We start from the raw sequence: 17998 nt of genomic DNA, 5'->3' as shown, positions 1-17998 counted from the left end.
TCTCGACCCATCCCGTCACGACAAACGGCTCAGGTCCGGTCTGCTTTCTTCGACCCTTCCTGTTCGGGGACGTCGCTAGACCGCTCGGTCTTGCGTGGATCGGGCCGCTCCGTCGGTTTCGGCATGCCAGCCTGGCCGCCATGCTTGCCGCCCACGTCCTGCGGTCCCTCGAGGTCATTCTCCTTGGGCATGATGTCCTCCGCGTTGTTGAGGCAACAACGCGGAGGACGTGATAGTTCCGGCTTCGACTTCTGCCGCGGCGCGAGCTGGCGCCGGCTTCCGCTCAGGCCCGCTCTTCCCAGATCATCGCCAGATGGACGATGGTCTGGACCGCTTTCTCCATGTCTTGCACGCTGACCCATTCCTGGCGGGAGTGGAAGGCGTGCTCGCCGGCGAAGATGTTCGGGCAGGGCAGCCCCATGAAGGACAGCCGCGAACCGTCGGTGCCGCCGCGGATCGACGTCCGGACAGGTTCGAGCCCGGCGCGCCGGATCGCGTCTTCGGCATAGGTGACGATCTCGGGATGGCGATCGATCACCTGCTTCATGTTGCGATATTGCTCCTTGATCTCCATCCGGTAGCTGGAGCGCGGATAGTCCTTCATCACGCCTCTGACGATGTCCTCGAGCAGCGCCTCCTTCTGCTTGAGGCCCTCCGTGGTGAAGTCGCGCACGATGAAGTCCAGCCGCGCCTGTTCGAGAGCGCCGGAAATGGCGACCGGATGCAGGAAGCCCTCCTTGCCCTCGGTCGTCTCGGGCGAGCAGGTCTCTTTCGGCAGGCGCGCGACGATGTCGGCGGCGATCTTGATCGCGTGCTCCATCTTGCCCTTGGCGAAGCCGGGATGGGCGCTGACGCCGGTGATGGTGATGCTGGCCCCGTCGGCGGAGAAGGTCTCGTCCTCGACGGTGCCGGCGGTCTCGCCGTCCATGGTGTAGCCGAAATCGGCTCCGAGCTTCTTCAGGTCGACCTTGTCGACGCCGCGGCCGATTTCCTCGTCCGGCGTGAACAGGATCTTGATGGTGCCGTGCTTCACCTGCGGATTGTTCACCAGGAAATGGGCCGCATCCATGATCTCGGCGATCCCGGCCTTGTTGTCGGCGCCGAGCAGCGTGGTGCCGTCGGTGGTGATGATGTCATGGCCGATCTGGTCCTTGAGCGCTGGATGATCGGCGGCGCGGATCACCTGGCTCGGATCGCCCGGCAGCACGATATCGGCGCCCTGGTAGTTGCGCACGAGCTGCGGCCTGACGTTGGCGCCGGTGCAGTCCGGCGCGGTGTCCATATGTGAGCAGAAGCAGATGACCGGAACGCGCTTGTCGGTGTTGGCGGGGATCGTCGCATAAACATAGCCGTGCGCGTCGAGATGGGCATCGGCGAGCCCCATCGCCTGCAATTCGGCGGCGAGCACGCGCCCGAGATCCTTTTGCTTCGCCGTGGACGGGCAGGTCGGCGAGTTCGGGTCGGACTGAGTATCGATCACGACATAACGCAGCAGGCGTTCGGTGACGGTGTGGGTGAAGGCGAGGGAAGGGCTGGGCATGCTGAACCACGGCGGAGTGAAAGGGAGCGGGGCTGGCGGTATAGCAGTCTGCTGGCCGGTATGTCGCCGAGACACTTGGGTCTGGGTGGAATCGGGGCTCCGCCAGATCGGTCCGGCAGGCTCCCCGGGCGGCGCGGAAGGCGATCTTCTCGCTGCCGTGACCGGAACCGGTTCGCCTCAAGCAAGGGAGGCGGCGCGCGTTCCGGACGATTGGGGACCTGGCTGACCGGCTTACGGCGCGTGCGGGACGCCAGGTTGGGCAAGCTTCCCACAGGGCGTGTCATTGTCCTTGACTTCGATAGATCGCCCCTTTAAGTCCCGGCTCTCCGCGGGGTTTCGCGATCGCGCGGGAGTAGCTCAGTTGGTTAGAGCGCCGGCCTGTCACGCCGGAGGTCGCGGGTTCGAGCCCCGTCTCTCGCGCCATGTTTTCAATGGCTTAGCAATCCAATCCGTCCTGTCGTCTCGTTTGTGCGCGAACATTGTTCGGTGCCGGCCTTGGCGCGTCCGCTGTGCCGCCTCGGCTTCAATGTTGGAAGCGGTCAGGCATGAAAAAAGGCCGCCCGAGCGGCGGCCATTTTGCGAATCTCTTGTTGCGAATCTGATGCCGTGCGCCGGGCGCTTAGCGCATCATCGCGCTCTCCGAGCTGGTGATCACGACCGGCTTGCCGGCCTTGATGACATGGGCGGCGGTCTGGCTGTCGTCGACGGTGGAACGGGCGGCGATGCCGAACGCGGTCACCGCGACGGCCGCCACCAGCGCCACCACTACGATCTTCAGGTGGGTCGCACGATCGGCGGAATGGATGGAGTGGTTCATCTCAGCCTCCCGGCGTCTCGCAGCGCCGATTTATTGGCTAGACACTTACCGCCCGCTTGTTTCGAACCGGTTTCTTCGCTCCCTCAAAATGATTTCATCTGCCTTTCCAATTCGTCACAGGCGGTCGCGGACAGCCACGCGCGGCGGCCGCAAGCCGCGGGCAGAGCGGGGCCGGTTTGTAATCCGCGCCGATCTTGATTGCGCGTCCGCCGCTACCACGTTACTCCCCGTCGTGGACGGGCTGGCTTTTGAGCGCCCCTCCGCGGACCATCATCGATCCCCGATCTGGCGCAGTCCTCAGCCGATTGGGGTGCCTAGCATCCAGTAGCAACGTGGCCTCGGCACTTGTCAGCCCTTGGAGGACGGGGCACTCGCCCGCTCCAGTGTCGAGGGCCTTCCGGTTGCAGTTGATGCTGCGTGCCGCGTTGCGCGAGACACGTGGCCGGGCCGTCTGTCGTAGCTGGATCGTGTGGGCGAGCCGCAATGTGGGGAAGGCATGACGGCGTCAAGATAGCTTGTCTTGCGCGGCTTGGTGCGCTGCGCTAAGGCTCAGAACAATTCCAATGCAGCGAGTCTGCGGTCCGGTCCCGAAAACCGCAGAGGAAAGTCACGCCGATGACCGGCATCCTCCAGAATTATCTTCCTCTTGTTGTGTTCATAGGTGTCGCGACCCTGATCGGGCTGGCGCTGTTGATCGCCCCGTTCCTGGTGGCCTTCCAGCAGCCGGATCCGGAAAAGCTGTCGGCCTATGAATGCGGTTTCAATGCATTCGATGACGCCCGGATGAAGTTCGACGTTCGCTTCTACTTGGTTGCCATCCTTTTCATCATCTTCGACCTCGAAGTGGCTTTTCTGTTCCCGTGGGCGGTGGCCTTCGGCAAGCTCGGCGCCACCGGCTTCTGGTCGATGCTGGTGTTCCTGGCCGTGCTGACGGTCGGGTTTGCCTACGAGTGGAAGAAAGGCGCGCTTGAATGGGATTGAGCCCGACCACGTCCGGAACCGGGCCGGTGATCGCTCCGGCCCCCAAGGGCATTCTCGATCCCGCGACCGGCAAGCCGATTGGTGCCAACGACCCGTATTTCATCGAGGTCAACCACGAGCTGTCGGACAAGGGATTTTTCGTTGCTGCCGCTGACGACCTCATCACCTGGGCCCGCACCGGGTCGTTGATGTGGATGACGTTCGGCTTGGCCTGCTGCGCGGTCGAGATGATGCAGGTCTCGATGCCGCGCTACGATGTGGAGCGCTTCGGCTTTGCGCCGCGCGCTTCGCCGCGCCAGTCCGACGTGATGATCGTCGCGGGCACCTTGACCAACAAGATGGCGCCGGCGCTGCGCAAGGTCTACGATCAGATGCCTGAGCCACGCTACGTCATCTCGATGGGCTCCTGCGCCAATGGCGGGGGCTACTATCACTATTCGTATTCGGTGGTCCGCGGCTGCGATCGCATCGTTCCCATCGACATCTACGTGCCCGGGTGCCCGCCGACCGCGGAAGCGCTGCTCTATGGTGTTCTGCTCCTGCAGAAGAAGATCCGGCGCACCGGCACGATCGAACGCTGAAGGTTTTTCGCATGGACGACGGCAAGCTCGACGCCCTTGGGCAGACGATCGTTAGCGCGCTCCCGGGCGCGGCGACGGGACATTCGATCGCGTTCAATCAGCTCACAATCGATGTGGAGCCGAGCCGGATCGTCGAGGTCGTGACCTATCTGCGCGACGATCCCGCCTGCCGCTTCGTCAACCTCACCGACGTCACCGCGGTCGACTATCCCGAGCGCGAGAAGCGTTTCGACGTGGTCTATCATCTGCTGTCGCCGACGCTGAACGCCCGCATCCGCCTCAAGGCGCAGGCCGATGAGACCACGCAGGTGCCTTCGATCATCGAAGTGTTCCCGGGTGCCGACTGGTTCGAGCGCGAGGCCTACGACCTCTACGGCGTGATCTTCATCGGCCATCCCGACATGCGCCGGCTGCTGACGGATTACGGCTTCGACGGCCATCCGCTGCGCAAGGACTTCCCGATGACCGGCTTCGTCGAGGTCCGCTACGACGACGCGGAGAAGCGGGTGATCTACGAGCCGGTGCGGCTCAATCAGGAATTCCGCAAGTTCGATTTCCTGTCGCCCTGGGAAGGTGCGGACTATCCGCTGCCGGGCGACGAGAAGGCAACGAAGTGAGTGGGAGTGCGAGCATGAATGAGCAGAGCCCCGCCCTTCGCAACTTCACCATCAATTTCGGGCCGCAGCATCCGGCCGCGCACGGCGTGCTGCGCTTGGTGCTCGAACTCGACGGCGAGGTGGTCGAGCGCGTCGATCCGCATATCGGCCTTCTGCACCGCGGCACCGAGAAGCTGATCGAGGCCAAGACCTACCTGCAGGCGATTCCCTATTTCGACCGGCTCGACTACGTCGCGCCGATGAATCAGGAGCATGCCTTCTGCCTTGCGGCGGAGAAGTTGCTCGGCATCGAGGTGCCGCGCCGCGGGCAATTGATCCGCGTGCTCTATTGCGAGATCGGCCGTATCCTGTCGCACCTGTTGAACGTCACGACCCAGGCGATGGACGTCGGCGCGCTGACCCCGCCGCTGTGGGGGTTCGAAGAGCGCGAGAAGCTGATGGTGTTCTATGAGCGCGCCTCCGGCTCGCGCATGCACGCGGCCTATTTCCGCATCGGCGGCGTGCATCAGGACCTGCCGCCGAAGCTGATCGACGACATCGATGCCTGGTGCGATCCGTTCCTCAAGGTGGTCGACGATCTCGACCGTCTGCTCACTGGCAACCGCATCTTCAAGCAGCGCAACGTCGATATCGGCGTGGTGAGCCTGAAGCAGGCCTGGGAATGGGGCTTCTCCGGCGTCATGGTGCGAGGTTCGGGCGCGGCCTGGGACCTGCGCAAGGCGCAGCCCTATGAATGCTATGCCGAGATGGATTTCGACATCCCGATCGGCAAGAACGGCGACTGCTACGACCGCTATCTGATCCGCATGGAAGAGATGCGGCAGTCCGTGCGCATCATGAAGCAGTGCATCGCGAAACTGCGCGCGCCGGACGGGCAGGGGCCGGTGCTGATCACCGACAACAAGATCTCGCCGCCGCGCCGCGGCGAGATGAAGCGCTCGATGGAAGCGCTGATCCATCATTTCAAGCTCTACACCGAGGGCGTGCACGTGCCGGCCGGCGAGGTCTATGTCGCGGTCGAAGCGCCGAAGGGCGAGTTCGGCGTGTTCCTGGTCTCGGACGGCAGCAACAAGCCCTACAAGTGCAAGATCCGCGCGCCGGGCTTTGCCCATCTGCAGGCGATGGATTTCATCTGCCGCGGGCATCTGCTCGCCGACGTCTCGGCCATTCTCGGCTCGCTCGACATCGTGTTCGGAGAGGTCGATCGGTGATGGGTCCTGCGCCGATCCAGTTCGATCGTGCCTCAGGAGCGCTCGATGGAGCGAATCTGTGGGAACGCACGGCTGCGCTGGCGCTGGCGACCGGCTCGAAGATCTCCTCGCATTTCTCGCATCGCGGCTACAATTCCTGCGCCAATCTCCTGCGCAAGACGCTGCCCGAGCGCAACATCGCCATGAAGCTCAACTCGGACGCGGTGTTCGAGTTTCCCTATGGCGATGGCTATTGGAGCAAGCTGCTCAACCGGTCCTACACTTACGAGGACGAGCTCGAACTGTTGTTTCTAGGCGCTGTCGACGTCGACTACACCTTCATCGATTGCGGCGCCAATTACGGCTACTGGTCGGTCCTGGTGTCGAGCGCGCCGTTCGGGTCTCATCGGGTGATCGCGATCGAGCCATCGTCTAAGAACTTCGCCAAGCTCGCCAACAATGCCCGCGTCAACGGCGACCGTTTCGAGGTGATGCCGTGTGCGATCGGCGCCGCGCGCGGGACGGCAAACCTCACCGGCACCAAGCACGAGGCGTTCAGCATCGCCGGCCATGCCGGCGGCGGCGAGCAGGTACCGGTGATCGCGCTCGATGATCTCATCGACGACGGCAAGATCGCAGCCTCGGGCAAGTACCTGATCAAGCTCGACGTCGAGGGCGTCGAGATCGAGGCGATCAAGGGCGGCGCGCGGCTGCTCGCCACCGACAGCATGATTCTGTGCGAGGAGCACGGCCAAGACCGCAACCACACGGTGTCGCGCTACATCCTCGATCAGACGCCGCTGCAGCTGATCGTCTATGATCCCGATAGCGGCCGGCTCGAGACGGTCAGGGAGCTCTCGATTCTCGACCGCATCAAGGTTTCCACCCACGTTGGCTACAACGTGTTCGGCACCGCGAGCGCCTTCTGGCAGGAGCGCATCGATGCGCTCAATGCCGGTGCTGCGCGCCGCATGCAATGAAAGACTGAAGCGCCATGTCCGTCCGCCGTCTTGCCCCCAAGGAATTGCAGCCCGAGAGCTTCACGTTCACGGACGAGAACCTTGCATTCGCCAAGGCCCAGATCGCGAAATATCCCGAAGGCCGGCAGGCTTCGGCTGCGATCGCGATCCTGTGGCGGGCGCAGGAGCAGAACGAGGGCTGGGTCTCGGAAGCGGCGATCCGCGCCGTCGCCGACATGCTCGACATGCCCTACATCCGCATGCTGGAGATCGCGACCTTCTACACGATGTTCCAGCTGCAGCCGGTCGGCAAGAAGGCGCACGTTCAGGTCTGCGGTACCACGCCGTGCCGGCTGCGCGGCGCCGAAGAGCTGATCGAAGTCTGCAAGCACCGCATCCATCACGATCCTTTCCACGTCTCCAAGGACGGCGACTTCAGCTGGGAGGAGGTCGAGTGCCTCGGTGCCTGCGTGAACGCGCCGATGGTGCAGATCTGGAAGGATACCTACGAGGATCTGACGCCCGAGAGCTTCGGCAAGGTGCTGGACGGCTTCGCGACCGGCAATCCGCCGCAGCCAGGACCGCAGAACGGGCGGCAGTTCTCGGCCCCGGCGGGCGGTCCGACCACGCTGAAGGAGACGACATGAGCCGTCTTCCGACATCACGCTCAGCCGAAGCGGGGAACGGCGCGATGAAGAGCTGGCGCACCATTGCCCTGCACACGGGGACCGCCGCCGTCTTCATGTTCGCGCTGCAGCGCTTCGTGCTCAACGCATCGCTTGAAACCAGCCTGCTGTGGGTTGTTGTGTTCGGCGGCTGCGCCGCCGGCCTCGCCTACATGCAATCCAACCGCTGATATTTGAGGAAGCTGTCTGATCATGCTCGCCGACAAGGACCGCATCTTCACCAACCTCTACGGCCTCCAGGACTGGGGGCTCGAAGGCGCACGCCGGCGCGGCAGCTGGGACGGCACCAAGGCGCTGATCGAGAAGGGCCGCGATTGGATCATCAACGAGATGAAAGCCTCCGGCCTGCGCGGACGCGGCGGCGCCGGCTTCCCGACCGGCTTGAAGTGGTCCTTCATGCCGAAGGAATCGAAGGACGGCCGGCCGAGCTATCTGGTGGTCAACGCCGACGAGTCCGAGCCGGGCACCTGCAAGGACCGCGAGATCATGCGGCACGATCCGCATCATCTGGTGGAGGGCTGCCTGATCGCGAGCTTCGCGATGGGCGCGCATGCCTGCTACATCTATGTGCGCGGCGAATTCATTCGCGAGCGCGAGCGGCTGCAGGCGGCGATCGACCAGGCCTATGAGGCCAACCTGATCGGCAAGAACAACATCCATGGCTGGCCGTTCGATCTCTACGTCGCGCACGGCGCCGGCGCCTATATCTGCGGCGAGGAGACGGCGCTGCTGGAAAGCCTGGAGGGTAAGAAGGGACAGCCGCGGCTGAAGCCGCCATTCCCGGCCAATGTCGGCCTCTATGGCTGCCCGACCACGGTGAATAATGTCGAGTCGATCGCGGTGGCGCCGACCATCCTGCGCCGCGGCGCAGCTTGGTTCGCCGGGATCGGCCGCCCGAACAATGTCGGCACCAAGCTGTTCTGCATCTCCGGCCATGTCGAGCGGCCCTGCAACGTCGAAGAGGCGATGGGCATTCCGTTCCGCGAGCTGATCGAGAAGCATTGCGGCGGCATCCGCGGCGGCTGGGACAATCTGAAGGCCGTCATTCCCGGCGGCTCGTCGGTGCGCATGGTGCCGGCCGAGCAGATCATCGACACGCCGATGGACTTCGACAGCCTCTCCAAGCTGCGCTCGGGCCTCGGCACTGCCGCCGTGATCGTGATGGACAAGTCGACCGACCTGATCCGCGCGATCGCGCGCATCTCCTATTTCTACAAGCATGAGAGCTGCGGCCAGTGCACGCCGTGCCGCGAAGGCACAGGCTGGATGTGGCGGGTGCTGACGCGCATGGCCGAGGGCCGCGCGCATAAGCGCGAAATCGACATGCTGCTGGAGGTCACCAAGCAGATCGAGGGTCACACCATCTGCGCGCTCGGCGATGCCGCGGCCTGGCCGATCCAGGGCCTGATCGCCCATTTCCGGCACGAGATCGAGGCGCGGATCGACCAGTATTCGCATAAGGCTGATATCGACGACGTCGGCGTGCGCGACCCCGAGCAGATGGTCGCTGCGGAGTAGGCGATGTACGCGGAGCCGCAGCAGAACATTCGTACGCGCACCGCGCCGCACAGGCGCGCGGCCCGCGCGTACACGCATTGAGAGAGATGTGAGGCGATGACCAAGATCATCATCGACGGCAAAGAGATCGATGTTCCGCCGGAGTACACGTTGCTTCAGGCATGCGAGGCGGCTGGCGCTGAAATCCCGCGCTTCTGTTACCACGAGCGGCTGTCGATCGCCGGCAATTGCCGCATGTGCCTGGTCGAGGTGAAGGGCGGCCCGAAGCCGGTCGCGAGCTGCGCCTGGGGCGTGCGCGACTGCCGTCCAGGGCCAAACGGCGAGCCGCCGGAGGTTTCCACCCGTTCGCCGATGGTGAAGAAGGCGCGCGAAGGCGTGATGGAGTTCCTTCTCATCAACCATCCGCTGGACTGTCCGATCTGCGACCAGGGCGGCGAGTGCGACCTGCAGGACCAAGCGATGGGCTATGGTGTCGACACCAGCCGCTTCGCCGAGAACAAGCGCGCAGTCGAGGACAAATATCTCGGCGCGCTGGTCAAGACCTCGATGAACCGCTGCATCCAGTGCACGCGCTGCGTCCGCTTCTCGGCGGAAGTGTGCGGCGTGCCGGAGATGGGCGCGATCGGCCGTGGCGAGGACATGGAGATCACGACCTATCTGGAGCAGGCGCTGAGCTCCGAGCTGCAGGGCAATCTGGTCGACATTTGCCCGGTCGGCGCGCTGACGTCGAAGCCCTATGCTTTTGCGGCGCGTCCCTGGGAGCTCGGCAAGACCCAGTCGATCGACGTGATGGACGGGCTCGGCTCGGCGATCCGCGTCGACACCCGCGGCCGCGAGGTGATGCGGATCCTGCCGCGTATCAACGATGCCGTGAACGAGGAGTGGATCTCCGACAAGGCGCGCCATGTCGTCGACGGGCTGCGCACCCAGCGTCTCGATCGGCCCTATGTCCGCGAGGGCGGCAAGCTGCGCGCGGCGACCTGGCCGGAGGCCTTCAACGCGATCGCCAGCAAGCTTGCGCGTATCGACGGCAAGCGGATCGGCGCCATCGCCGGCGATCTTGCCGCGGTCGAAGAGATGTTCGCGCTGAAGGAGCTGCTTGCCAAGCTCGGTTCGACCAACGTCGCCGTGCAGGGCGGCGACAGCTTCGATCCGAAAGCGGGCCGCGCGTCCTATATTTTCAATCCGACCATCGCCGGCATCGAGCAGGCCGATGCGATCCTGATCGTCGGCGCCAACCCGCGCAAGGAAGCCGCAGTGCTCAATGCGCGCATCCGCAAGCGCTGGCGTTCCGGCCAGCTCAAGGTCGGCCTGATCGGCCCGCAGGCCGATCTCACCTATCCTTACGAGCATATCGGCGCCGGCACCGATTCCTTGAGCAGTGTCATCTCCGGCAAGCACTCCTTTGCCTCCGTCCTCAAGAACGCCAAGAACCCGATCGTGCTGGTCGGCGCCGGCGCTGCCGCGCGCCATGACGGCGCAGCGATTCTGGCGCAGGCGGCGAAGCTGGCGCTCGATGCCAATGCCGTGCGGGACGATTGGAATGGGTTCGCGGTGCTGCACGACACCGCTTCGCGCGTCGGCGCGCTCGACATCGGCTTCGTCGGCACCGGCCTGACGGTGGCCCAGATGACGACTTTCGGCACGATGGACGTGCTGTTCCTGCTCGGGGCCGATGAGGTCGATGTGCCCGAAGGCGTGTTCACGGTCTATGTCGGAACGCATGGCGACCGCGGGGCGCATCGCGCCGACGTCATCCTGCCTGGCGCGGCCTACACCGAGAAATCCGCCATCTACGTCAACACGGAAGGCCGGGTCCAGATGACGGGCCGGGCGTCATTTCCGCCGGGTGAGGCGCGCGAGGACTGGGCGATCATCCGCGCGCTGTCGGACGCGCTGGCCAAGAAGCTGCCTTACGACTCGCTGGCGGCGCTGCGCGCTGCGATCTTCAAGGCGGTGCCCCGTCTCGCTCGCATCGATCAGATCGAATCGGGCCTGATTGCTGATATCAAGACCCTGGCAGGCAAGGGCGGCAGCCTGGAAAAGGCGGCGTTCAAGCCTCTGGTCCAAGACTTCTATCTGACCAACCCGATCGCGCGGGCTTCGGCGGTGATGGCGGAATGCTCCCGTCTCGCCGCGGGGCGCGTGCTCGTGGCAGCGGAGTAAGTTCGTGAAGGTGATCGGCCTGATCGGCGGCATGAGCTGCGAATCGACTGCGCATTATTATGCGCGGTTGAACGCGCGCGTGCGTGCCGTGCTGGGCGGATTGCATTCGGCCGAGATCCTGATGTGGTCGGTCGATTTCGCCCCGATCGCCCAGATGCAGGCGGAGGGGCGCTGGGACGAGGCGGGCGCCCGCCTCGCCGGGGTCGCCAGGCGTCTCGAAGCGGCCGGCGCGGAGGTGCTGGTTCTCGCGACCAATACCATGCACAAGGTGGCGGACGCGATCGAGGCTGCGACCAACGTGCCGTTCCTGCACATCGCCGACGCGACGGGGCAGAAGATCCGCGAGATCGGCCTGCGCCGGCCTGCGATCATGGCGACGCGCTTCACGATGGAGCAGGATTTTTACACCGGCCGGCTGCGCGACAAGTTTGGTCTGGATAGCGTTATCCCCGATGAGGCCGATCGGGCGCAGGTCCATCGGATCATCTATGATGAACTGTGCGTCGGCCGAGTCTGCGAGACTTCGCGGCAGGCTTACGTTGACGTCGCCCGCCGGCTAAAGGACAAGGGCGCCGATTGCTTGATCCTTGGCTGCACGGAGGTCGGTATGCTGCTCGACGAGCGCAACACGCCGCTTCCGGTATTCGACACCACCCTGATCCATGCCGATGCCGCGGTCGACGTCGCACTCGGCGTCGTCCCCACCGCCCAAGCAGCGGAGTGAGCGTGACCTGATGGCTGATTTCTTTGCAAGCGCGTTCTGGACCGGCTTTCTCTGGCCCTTGATCATCATGGTCGCCGAGAGCGTGCTGCTGCTCGTCGTGCTCCTGATCGCGATCGCCTACATCCTGCTGGCCGACCGCAAGATCTGGGCGGCGGTGCAGATCCGGCGCGGTCCCAACGTGGTCGGGCCGTGGGGACTGCTGCAGTCTTTCGCCGACCTGCTCAAGTTCGTGCTGAAGGAGCCGATCATCCCGGCCGGCGCCAACAAGGGTGTTTTCCTGCTGGCGCCGCTGGTCTCCTGCGTGCTGGCGCTGGCCGCCTGGGCGGTGATCCCGACCAATCTCGGTTGGGCGATCGCCGACATCAATGTCGGCATTCTCTTCATCTTCGCGATCTCGTCGCTGTCGATCTACGGCATCATCATGGCCGGCTGGTCGTCGAACTCGAAATACCCGTTCCTGGCCGCGCTGCGCTCGGCGGCGCAGATGGTGTCCTATGAGGTCTCGATCGGCTTCGTCATCATCACCGTGCTGCTCTGCGCCGGCACCTTGAACCTCTCGGCCGTGGTCGAAGCGCAGAACACCCGCGGGCTCGCCAGCCTGATCGGCCTGCCGCAGCTGACCATCCTGAACTGGTATGTCTGGCCGCTGTTTCCGATGTTCGTGGTGTTCTATGTCTCGGCGCTGGCCGAGACCAACCGGCCGCCGTTCGATCTGGTCGAGGCGGAATCGGAACTGGTCGCCGGCTTCATGGTCGAATACGGCTCGACGCCGTATCTGCTGTTCATGCTCGGCGAGTATGTCGCGATCACAACGATGTGCGCGTTGGCGACGATCCTCTTCTTAGGGGGCTGGCTGCCGCCGGTGGCGCTGCCGCCCTTCACCTGGATTCCCGGCGTGATCTGGTTCGCGCTGAAACTCTTCTTCATGTTCTTCCTGTTCGCGATGGCGAAAGCGATCGTGCCGCGCTACCGCTACGACCAGTTGATGCGGCTTGGCTGGAAAGTGTTCCTGCCGCTCTCCCTGGCGATGGTGGTGCTGGTGGCGGGCGTGCTGCATTTCGCCGGCATCGCCCCACAATGAGGCTTTCATGAACATCAACGCCACCGCCCGCTCGCTGCTGCTGTCGGAGTTCGTTTCGGCGTTCTTCCTCGCCATGCGCTACTTCTTCCAGCCGAAGCCGACCATCAACTATCCGTTCGAGAAGAATCCGATCTCCCCGCGCTTCCGCGGCGAGCACGCGCTGCGCCGCTATCCGAACGGCGAGGAGCGCTGCATCGCCTGCAAGCTCTGCGAGGCGGTCTGTCCCGCACAGGCGATCACCATCGAGGCCGGTCCCCGCCGCAACGACGGCACCCGCCGCACCGTGCGCTACGACATCGACATGGTGAAGTGCATCTATTGCGGCCTGTGCCAGGAGGCCTGCCCGGTAGACGCGATCGTCGAAGGACCGAACTTCGAATTCGCGACCGAGACCCGCGAGGAGCTCTATTATGACAAGGCCAAGCTGCTCGCCAATGGCGACCGCTGGGAGCGCGAAATCTCCAAAGCCATCGCGCTCGACGCGCCGTATCGCTGAGGTCGTTCGATGATCCTGCCAGCGCTTTTCTTCTACCTGTTCGCGGCGGTCTGCGTGGCGTCCGCCGTGATGGTGATCGTCTCGAAGAACCCCGTGCACTCGGTGCTCTACCTCATCCTTACCTTCGTCAACGCCTCCGGCCTGTTCGTGCTGATGGGGGCCGAGTTCCTGGCGATGATCCTGGTCGTGGTCTATGTCGGCGCGGTCGCGGTGTTGTTCCTGTTCGTGATCATGATGCTCGACGTCGACTTCACCGAACTGCGTGAGGGCTTCCTGCAGTACATGCCGATCGGGCTCGTGATCGGCGGCATCTTCCTGTTCGAACTGCTGCTGACCGTCTCGTACTGGGTGATCGATCCCGCCAAGCCCAGGGCCATCACGGCCGCGATCCCGACCAATGTGAGCAATACCGAGGCGCTCGGGCTCGTGCTCTATACGAAGTATATCCAGTACTTCCAGCTTGCGGGCATGGTGCTTCTGGTGGCGATGATCGGCGCGATCGTGCTGACGCTGCGCCACAAGGCCAACGTCAAGCGGCAGAGCATCGAGGCGCAGAATGCGCGCACGCCTGAGATGGCGATGGCGATACGCAAGGTCGCGGTCGGGCAGGGGCTGCAGGACGCTGACGCGGCGGAGTGGGTGAAATGACCATTGGGCTCGGACATTATCTCTCGGTCGCGGCGATGCTGTTCACGCTCGGCATCCTCGGCATCTTTCTGAACCGCAAGAACATCATCGTCATCCTGATGTCGATCGAGCTGATCCTGCTCGCGGTCAACATCAACCTGGTGGCGTTCTCGACCTTCCTCGGCGACATCGTCGGGCAGGTGTTCGCGTTGCTGGTGCTCACGGTTGCGGCGGCGGAAGCCGCGATCGGCCTTGCGGTGCTGGTGGTCTATTTCCGCAACCGCGGCTCGATCGCGGTCGAAGACGTCAATCTGATGAAGGGCTAAGCGCATGGTCCGCAAGAGTGGGGGCCGGCTTGCCGGCATGGTCATGCGTAAGGGAACGGGCGAATGATCCAGGCCATTGTCTTTCTGCCGCTGATCGGCGCGATCCTCGCCGGCCTGATCGCGTTGTTCGGGGCGCATGCGCGCAATCCGAGCGGCGACACGGTCGAGCATCATGACGAGGGCCACCACCACGGCGGAGCGGCCCATGTCCATGGCGATGCGGCCGTGGTGCACGTCAGCCATGACGAGCCGCTCGCGCATGATGACCATGGCCACGGCCATGACGACCATCACGTCACCGAGCCGCCGGCGGCGGGCTCGCGCGCCGCAGAGCTCATCACGACCGCGCTGCTGTTCGTGTCAGCGGCGCTGTCCTGGGCCACGCTGATCAATGTCGGCTTCATGCACCATGAGGGCGGCGTTCAGGAATTGCTGCCCTGGATCAATTCCGGCGAGCTGCAGCTGTCCTGGTCGCTGCGGGTGGATACGCTGACAGCGGTCATGCTGGTGGTGGTCACCAGCGTGTCCTCGCTCGTGCACCTCTATTCGATCGGCTACATGGACGAGGATCCGAACCAGCCGCGGTTCTTCGCCTATCTCAGCCTGTTCACCTTCGCGATGCTGATGCTGGTCACCGCCAACAATTTGGTCCAGCTGTTCTTCGGCTGGGAAGGCGTGGGTCTCGCCAGCTACCTGCTGATCGGCTTCTGGTTCCAGAAGCCATCGGCCAACGCCGCGGCGATCAAGGCGTTCGTGGTCAATCGCGTCGGCGATTTCGGGTTTTCGCTCGGCATCTTCGCGGTTTTCTGGCTGACCAAGTCAACGGATTTCGAAGCCGTCTTCCATGCCGCACCGAGCTTGACGGGCCAGACCATTAACCTGCTCGGCTGGCACGCCGACGCGCTGACGCTCACCTGCCTGCTGCTGTTCATGGGCGCGATGGGCAAGTCGGCACAGTTCCTGCTGCACACCTGGCTGCCGGATGCGATGGAAGGCCCGACCCCGGTCTCGGCGCTGATCCACGCCGCGACCATGGTGACCGCCGGCGTGTTCATGGTGGCGCGGCTGTCGCCGCTGTTCGAGCTGGCGCCGAATGCGCAGGCCGTGGTGATGTTCGTCGGCGCCACCACCGCCTTCTTCGCCGCCACCGTCGGCCTCGTGCAGAACGACATCAAGCGCATCGTGGCCTATTCGACCTGTTCGCAGCTCGGCTACATGTTCGTGGCGATGGGAGCAGGGGCCTATTCGGTCGGCATGTTCCACCTGTTCACCCACGCATTCTTCAAGGCGCTGCTGTTCTTGGGCGCGGGCTCGGTGATCTACGCGATGCACCACGAGCAGGACATCCGCAACATGGGTGGGCTGTGGCGCAAGATCCCCTACACCTTCGCGGTGATGTGCGTGGGCACGATGGCGCTGACCGGCGTTCCCGGCTTTGCCGGCTTCTTCTCCAAGGACGCCATCATCGAGTCGGCTTACGCCTCGCATAATCCGTTCGCGACCTACGCCTATTTCCTGACGGTCGTCGCAGCGGGCCTGACCTCGTTCTATTCCTGGCGCTTGATCTGGAAGACCTTCTTCGGTACGCCGCATGATCAGCACCATTATGAGGCTGCGCATGAGAGTCCGGTCTGGATGCTGATCCCGATCGGCGTCCTGGCGGCGGGCTCGATCCTGGCGGGCTTCCCGTTCAAGGAGCTGTTCGTCGGCGAGCACGGCGTCGAGGAGTTCTTCCGCGAGTCGCTGAAGATGAACCCGCACATCCTGGCGGACATGGAGCACATGCCGTTCTGGCTGGGTCAGCTGCCGCTGGTGATGATGATCGGGGGCTTCGCCGTGTCCTACGTCTTCTACATCAGCCGGCCGTATCTGCCGGAGGAGTTGGCCAGCCAGCAGCCGCTGCTCTACAACTTCCTGCTCAACAAGTGGTACTTCGACGAGCTCTATGACTTCATCTTCGTCCGTCCGGCGAAGTGGCTCGGCCGCTTCCTCTGGAAGAAGGGCGATGGTTTCGTCATCGACGGTTTCGGGCCGGACGGCGTCTCGGCGCGGGTGCTCGACATCACGCGCAACGTCGTCAAGATCCAGACCGGTTATCTCTATCATTATGCCTTTGCCATGCTGATCGGCGTTGCCGGCCTGATCACCTGGTTCATGTTCATGGGGGGCCAGCAATGACCACCTGGCCAATTCTGTCGGTCGTCACTTTCCTGCCCCTCGTCGGGGCGCTCATGATCTATCTCGTCCCGGGGGAGGACGAAGCCGCGCGCCGTAACGCGCGCTGGATCGCGCTGTGGACCACGCTGATCACCTTCGCGGTGTCGGTGATCCTGGTGCTGCGCTTCGATCCCGCGCAGACGGATTTCCAATTCGTCGAGAAGGCGAACTGGCTCGCGAGCGGAATCAGCTACCACATGGGCGTCGACGGCATCTCGCTTCCGTTCGTGATCCTGACCACGGCCCTGATGCCGTTCTGCATCATCGCCAGCTGGAAATCGGTGACGGTCCGGGTCCGCGAATACATGATGGCCTTCCTGGTCCTGGAAACGCTGATGGTCGGCACCTTCTCCGCGCTCGACCTCGTGCTGTTCTACCTGTTCTTCGAGGGCGGCCTGATCCCGATGTTCCTGATCATCGGTGTCTGGGGCGGTCCGCGGCGGGTCTACGCCTCGTTCAAGTTCTTCCTCTACACGCTGCTCGGCTCGGTGCTGATGCTGCTCGCCATCATGGCGCTGTATTGGAACGGCGGCACCACCGACATCGCGACGTTGATGCACACCGCCGTGCCGCGCTCCTTGCAGACCTGGGCCTGGCTCGCCTTCTTCGCTTCCTTCGCGGTGAAGATGCCGATGTGGCCGGTGCATACCTGGCTGCCGGACGCTCACGTGGAGGCGCCCACAGCCGGTTCGGTGATCCTGGCGGCGATCCTGCTGAAGATGGGCGGCTACGGCTTCCTGCGCTTCTCGCTGCCGATGTTCCCGCTGGCCTCGCATGACTTCGCCCCCTTGGTCTGGACGCTGTCGGCGATCGCGATCATCTACACCTCGCTGGTCGCGCTGATGCAGGAGGACATGAAGAAGCTGATTGCGTACTCCTCGGTCGCGCATATGGGCTTCGTCACCATGGGCATCTTCGCCGGCACCCTGCAGGGTGTGGCCGGCGGCGTATTCCAGATGATCTCGCACGGCATCGTCTCGGGCGCGCTGTTCCTTTGCGTCGGCATCGTCTACGATCGCATGCACACCCGCGAGATCGCGGCCTATGGCGGTCTGGTCAATCGGATGCCGCTCTATGCCTTCGTGTTCATGGTGTTCACGATGGCCAATGTCGGTCTGCCCGGCACCTCCGGCTTCGTCGGCGAGTTCATGACGCTGCTCGGCACCTTCAAGGTGTCGACGTCGACGACCTTCTTCGCCACCTTCGGCGTGATTCTGTCGGCGGCCTATGCGCTGTGGTTGTACCGCAAGGTGGTGTTCGGTGCGCTGGTCAAGCCGTCGCTGATGACCATCAAGGATCTGACGGCGCGCGAGTGCCTGACGCTGTTTCCGCTGCTCGCGTTGACCATCCTGTTCGGTGTCTATCCGAAGCCGATCCTCGACATGTCGGCGGCCTCGGTGCAGCAGCTCGTCAACAACTACAACACAGCAGTGACGGCCGTGAAAGCGGCCGCGCTGCTGCCATGAAATGAC

Annotated in this window: 19 protein-coding genes and 1 tRNA gene; 17 read left to right on the top strand and 3 right to left on the bottom strand. The window is 63.9% G+C overall.

All coding sequences use genetic code 11. The annotated features are described in order from the left end of the window. Positions 1-29: 29 nt before the first annotated feature. Both QX034_RS32335 and pepT read right to left on the bottom strand, forming a co-directional pair. A complete protein-coding gene (locus tag QX034_RS32335; RefSeq protein WP_316175533.1) occupies positions 30-191 on the bottom strand; it encodes a hypothetical protein in 162 nt (53 codons plus the stop codon). Positions 192-283: 92 nt separating this feature from the next. Beyond that, positions 284-1540: a peptidase T gene (pepT, locus tag QX034_RS32330; RefSeq protein WP_315762950.1), complete on the bottom strand. Its 1257-nt coding sequence runs from the start codon at positions 1538-1540 to the stop codon at positions 284-286. Positions 1541-1886: 346 nt separating this feature from the next. Between pepT and QX034_RS32325 the strand changes: the two genes are divergently transcribed. After that, positions 1887-1963 (top strand) — tRNA-Asp (locus tag QX034_RS32325). A gap of 196 nt (positions 1964-2159) precedes the next feature. On the opposite strand, the gene QX034_RS32320 is transcribed toward QX034_RS32325, so the two are convergent. Beyond that, the gene (locus tag QX034_RS32320; protein WP_315703453.1) at positions 2160-2357 is read right to left on the bottom strand and encodes a hypothetical protein; all 198 of its coding nucleotides are present in this window, start codon (positions 2355-2357) and stop codon (positions 2160-2162) included. Positions 2358-2972: 615 nt separating this feature from the next. Between QX034_RS32320 and QX034_RS32315 the strand changes: the two genes are divergently transcribed. The 16 genes from QX034_RS32315 to QX034_RS32240 all read left to right on the top strand — a co-directional run bounded on the left by QX034_RS32315 (position 2973) and on the right by QX034_RS32240 (position 17992). Next, positions 2973-3338 carry an NADH-quinone oxidoreductase subunit A gene (locus QX034_RS32315; RefSeq protein ID WP_315703454.1) on the top strand — a complete coding sequence of 122 codons (366 nt, stop codon included), beginning with the start codon at positions 2973-2975 and terminating at the stop codon, positions 3336-3338. After that, a complete protein-coding gene (locus QX034_RS32310) occupies positions 3335-3919 on the top strand; it encodes an NADH-quinone oxidoreductase subunit B family protein (protein ID WP_315704258.1) in 585 nt (194 codons plus the stop codon). The genes QX034_RS32315 and QX034_RS32310 overlap by 4 nt, the downstream gene beginning before the upstream one ends. 11 nt (positions 3920-3930) lie before the next feature. Continuing rightward, complete coding sequence (locus QX034_RS32305; protein ID WP_315703455.1) at positions 3931-4536, top strand: NADH-quinone oxidoreductase subunit C; 606 nt, start codon at positions 3931-3933, stop codon at positions 4534-4536. A gap of 14 nt (positions 4537-4550) precedes the next feature. After that, the gene (locus QX034_RS32300) at positions 4551-5747 is read left to right on the top strand and encodes an NADH-quinone oxidoreductase subunit D (protein WP_315703456.1); all 1197 of its coding nucleotides are present in this window, start codon (positions 4551-4553) and stop codon (positions 5745-5747) included. Then, on the top strand, positions 5747-6706 hold the full coding sequence (locus tag QX034_RS32295; RefSeq protein ID WP_315704259.1) for an FkbM family methyltransferase: 960 nt from the start codon (positions 5747-5749) through the stop codon (positions 6704-6706). The genes QX034_RS32300 and QX034_RS32295 overlap by 1 nt, the downstream gene beginning before the upstream one ends. Positions 6707-6720: 14 nt before the next feature. Next, entirely contained in the window at positions 6721-7332 is a 612-nt protein-coding gene (nuoE, locus tag QX034_RS32290) for an NADH-quinone oxidoreductase subunit NuoE (RefSeq protein ID WP_315703457.1), read from the top strand. Further along, positions 7329-7541, top strand: coding sequence for a hypothetical protein (locus QX034_RS32285; RefSeq protein ID WP_315703458.1), 213 nt, complete (start codon positions 7329-7331; stop codon positions 7539-7541). The genes nuoE and QX034_RS32285 overlap by 4 nt, the downstream gene beginning before the upstream one ends. A 22-nt stretch (positions 7542-7563) precedes the next feature. Continuing rightward, positions 7564-8889, top strand: a complete 1326-nt coding sequence (gene nuoF / locus QX034_RS32280) for an NADH-quinone oxidoreductase subunit NuoF (protein WP_315703459.1) — start codon at positions 7564-7566, stop codon at positions 8887-8889. A gap of 96 nt (positions 8890-8985) precedes the next feature. Next, entirely contained in the window at positions 8986-11055 is a 2070-nt protein-coding gene (gene nuoG / locus QX034_RS32275; RefSeq protein WP_315703460.1) for an NADH-quinone oxidoreductase subunit NuoG, read from the top strand. A 4-nt stretch (positions 11056-11059) separates the two neighbouring features. Next, complete coding sequence (locus QX034_RS32270) at positions 11060-11779, top strand: aspartate/glutamate racemase family protein (RefSeq protein WP_315703461.1); 720 nt, start codon at positions 11060-11062, stop codon at positions 11777-11779. A 10-nt stretch (positions 11780-11789) separates the two neighbouring features. Further along, complete coding sequence (gene nuoH / locus QX034_RS32265) at positions 11790-12860, top strand: NADH-quinone oxidoreductase subunit NuoH (protein WP_315703462.1); 1071 nt, start codon at positions 11790-11792, stop codon at positions 12858-12860. A gap of 7 nt (positions 12861-12867) precedes the next feature. Continuing rightward, the gene (nuoI, locus tag QX034_RS32260; RefSeq protein WP_315703463.1) at positions 12868-13356 is read left to right on the top strand and encodes an NADH-quinone oxidoreductase subunit NuoI; all 489 of its coding nucleotides are present in this window, start codon (positions 12868-12870) and stop codon (positions 13354-13356) included. A 9-nt stretch (positions 13357-13365) separates the two neighbouring features. Further along, positions 13366-14004 (top strand): NADH-quinone oxidoreductase subunit J, encoded by a 639-nt coding sequence (locus QX034_RS32255; RefSeq protein ID WP_315703464.1) that lies wholly within the window; start codon positions 13366-13368, stop codon positions 14002-14004. After that, positions 14001-14309, top strand: a complete 309-nt coding sequence (nuoK, locus tag QX034_RS32250; RefSeq protein ID WP_231324758.1) for an NADH-quinone oxidoreductase subunit NuoK — start codon at positions 14001-14003, stop codon at positions 14307-14309. Before QX034_RS32255 ends, nuoK begins: the two co-directional genes overlap by 4 nt. A gap of 63 nt (positions 14310-14372) precedes the next feature. Then, positions 14373-16487 carry an NADH-quinone oxidoreductase subunit L gene (nuoL, locus tag QX034_RS32245; RefSeq protein WP_315806592.1) on the top strand — a complete coding sequence of 705 codons (2115 nt, stop codon included), beginning with the start codon at positions 14373-14375 and terminating at the stop codon, positions 16485-16487. Further along, complete coding sequence (locus QX034_RS32240) at positions 16484-17992, top strand: NADH-quinone oxidoreductase subunit M (RefSeq protein WP_315703466.1); 1509 nt, start codon at positions 16484-16486, stop codon at positions 17990-17992. Before nuoL ends, QX034_RS32240 begins: the two co-directional genes overlap by 4 nt. The last annotated feature ends 6 nt before the right edge of the window (positions 17993-17998 follow it).

It is taken from the genome of Bradyrhizobium sp. SZCCHNR3119, from assembly GCF_032487775.1.
Classification (GTDB): Bacteria; Pseudomonadota; Alphaproteobacteria; order Rhizobiales; family Xanthobacteraceae; genus Bradyrhizobium.
Note: the sequence above shows the minus strand (reverse complement) of the source record. Positions and strands in the feature narration are given on the sequence as shown.

Coding starts and splice junctions, on each gene's coding strand:
- QX034_RS32335 (WP_316175533.1), bottom strand. CDS start 191: ATGCCCAAGGAGAATGACCTCGAGGGACCGCAGGACGTGGGCGGCAAG.
- pepT (WP_315762950.1), bottom strand. CDS start 1,540: ATGCCCAGCCCTTCCCTCGCCTTCACCCACACCGTCACCGAACGCCTG.
- QX034_RS32320 (WP_315703453.1), bottom strand. CDS start 2,357: ATGAACCACTCCATCCATTCCGCCGATCGTGCGACCCACCTGAAGATC.
- QX034_RS32315 (WP_315703454.1), top strand. CDS start 2,973: ATGACCGGCATCCTCCAGAATTATCTTCCTCTTGTTGTGTTCATAGGT.
- QX034_RS32305 (WP_315703455.1), top strand. CDS start 3,931: ATGGACGACGGCAAGCTCGACGCCCTTGGGCAGACGATCGTTAGCGCG.
- QX034_RS32300 (WP_315703456.1), top strand. CDS start 4,551: ATGAATGAGCAGAGCCCCGCCCTTCGCAACTTCACCATCAATTTCGGG.
- QX034_RS32295 (WP_315704259.1), top strand. CDS start 5,747: ATGGGTCCTGCGCCGATCCAGTTCGATCGTGCCTCAGGAGCGCTCGAT.
- nuoE (WP_315703457.1), top strand. CDS start 6,721: ATGTCCGTCCGCCGTCTTGCCCCCAAGGAATTGCAGCCCGAGAGCTTC.
- QX034_RS32285 (WP_315703458.1), top strand. CDS start 7,329: ATGAGCCGTCTTCCGACATCACGCTCAGCCGAAGCGGGGAACGGCGCG.
- nuoF (WP_315703459.1), top strand. CDS start 7,564: ATGCTCGCCGACAAGGACCGCATCTTCACCAACCTCTACGGCCTCCAG.
- nuoG (WP_315703460.1), top strand. CDS start 8,986: ATGACCAAGATCATCATCGACGGCAAAGAGATCGATGTTCCGCCGGAG.
- nuoH (WP_315703462.1), top strand. CDS start 11,790: ATGGCTGATTTCTTTGCAAGCGCGTTCTGGACCGGCTTTCTCTGGCCC.
- nuoI (WP_315703463.1), top strand. CDS start 12,868: ATGAACATCAACGCCACCGCCCGCTCGCTGCTGCTGTCGGAGTTCGTT.
- QX034_RS32255 (WP_315703464.1), top strand. CDS start 13,366: ATGATCCTGCCAGCGCTTTTCTTCTACCTGTTCGCGGCGGTCTGCGTG.
- nuoK (WP_231324758.1), top strand. CDS start 14,001: ATGACCATTGGGCTCGGACATTATCTCTCGGTCGCGGCGATGCTGTTC.
- nuoL (WP_315806592.1), top strand. CDS start 14,373: ATGATCCAGGCCATTGTCTTTCTGCCGCTGATCGGCGCGATCCTCGCC.
- QX034_RS32240 (WP_315703466.1), top strand. CDS start 16,484: ATGACCACCTGGCCAATTCTGTCGGTCGTCACTTTCCTGCCCCTCGTC.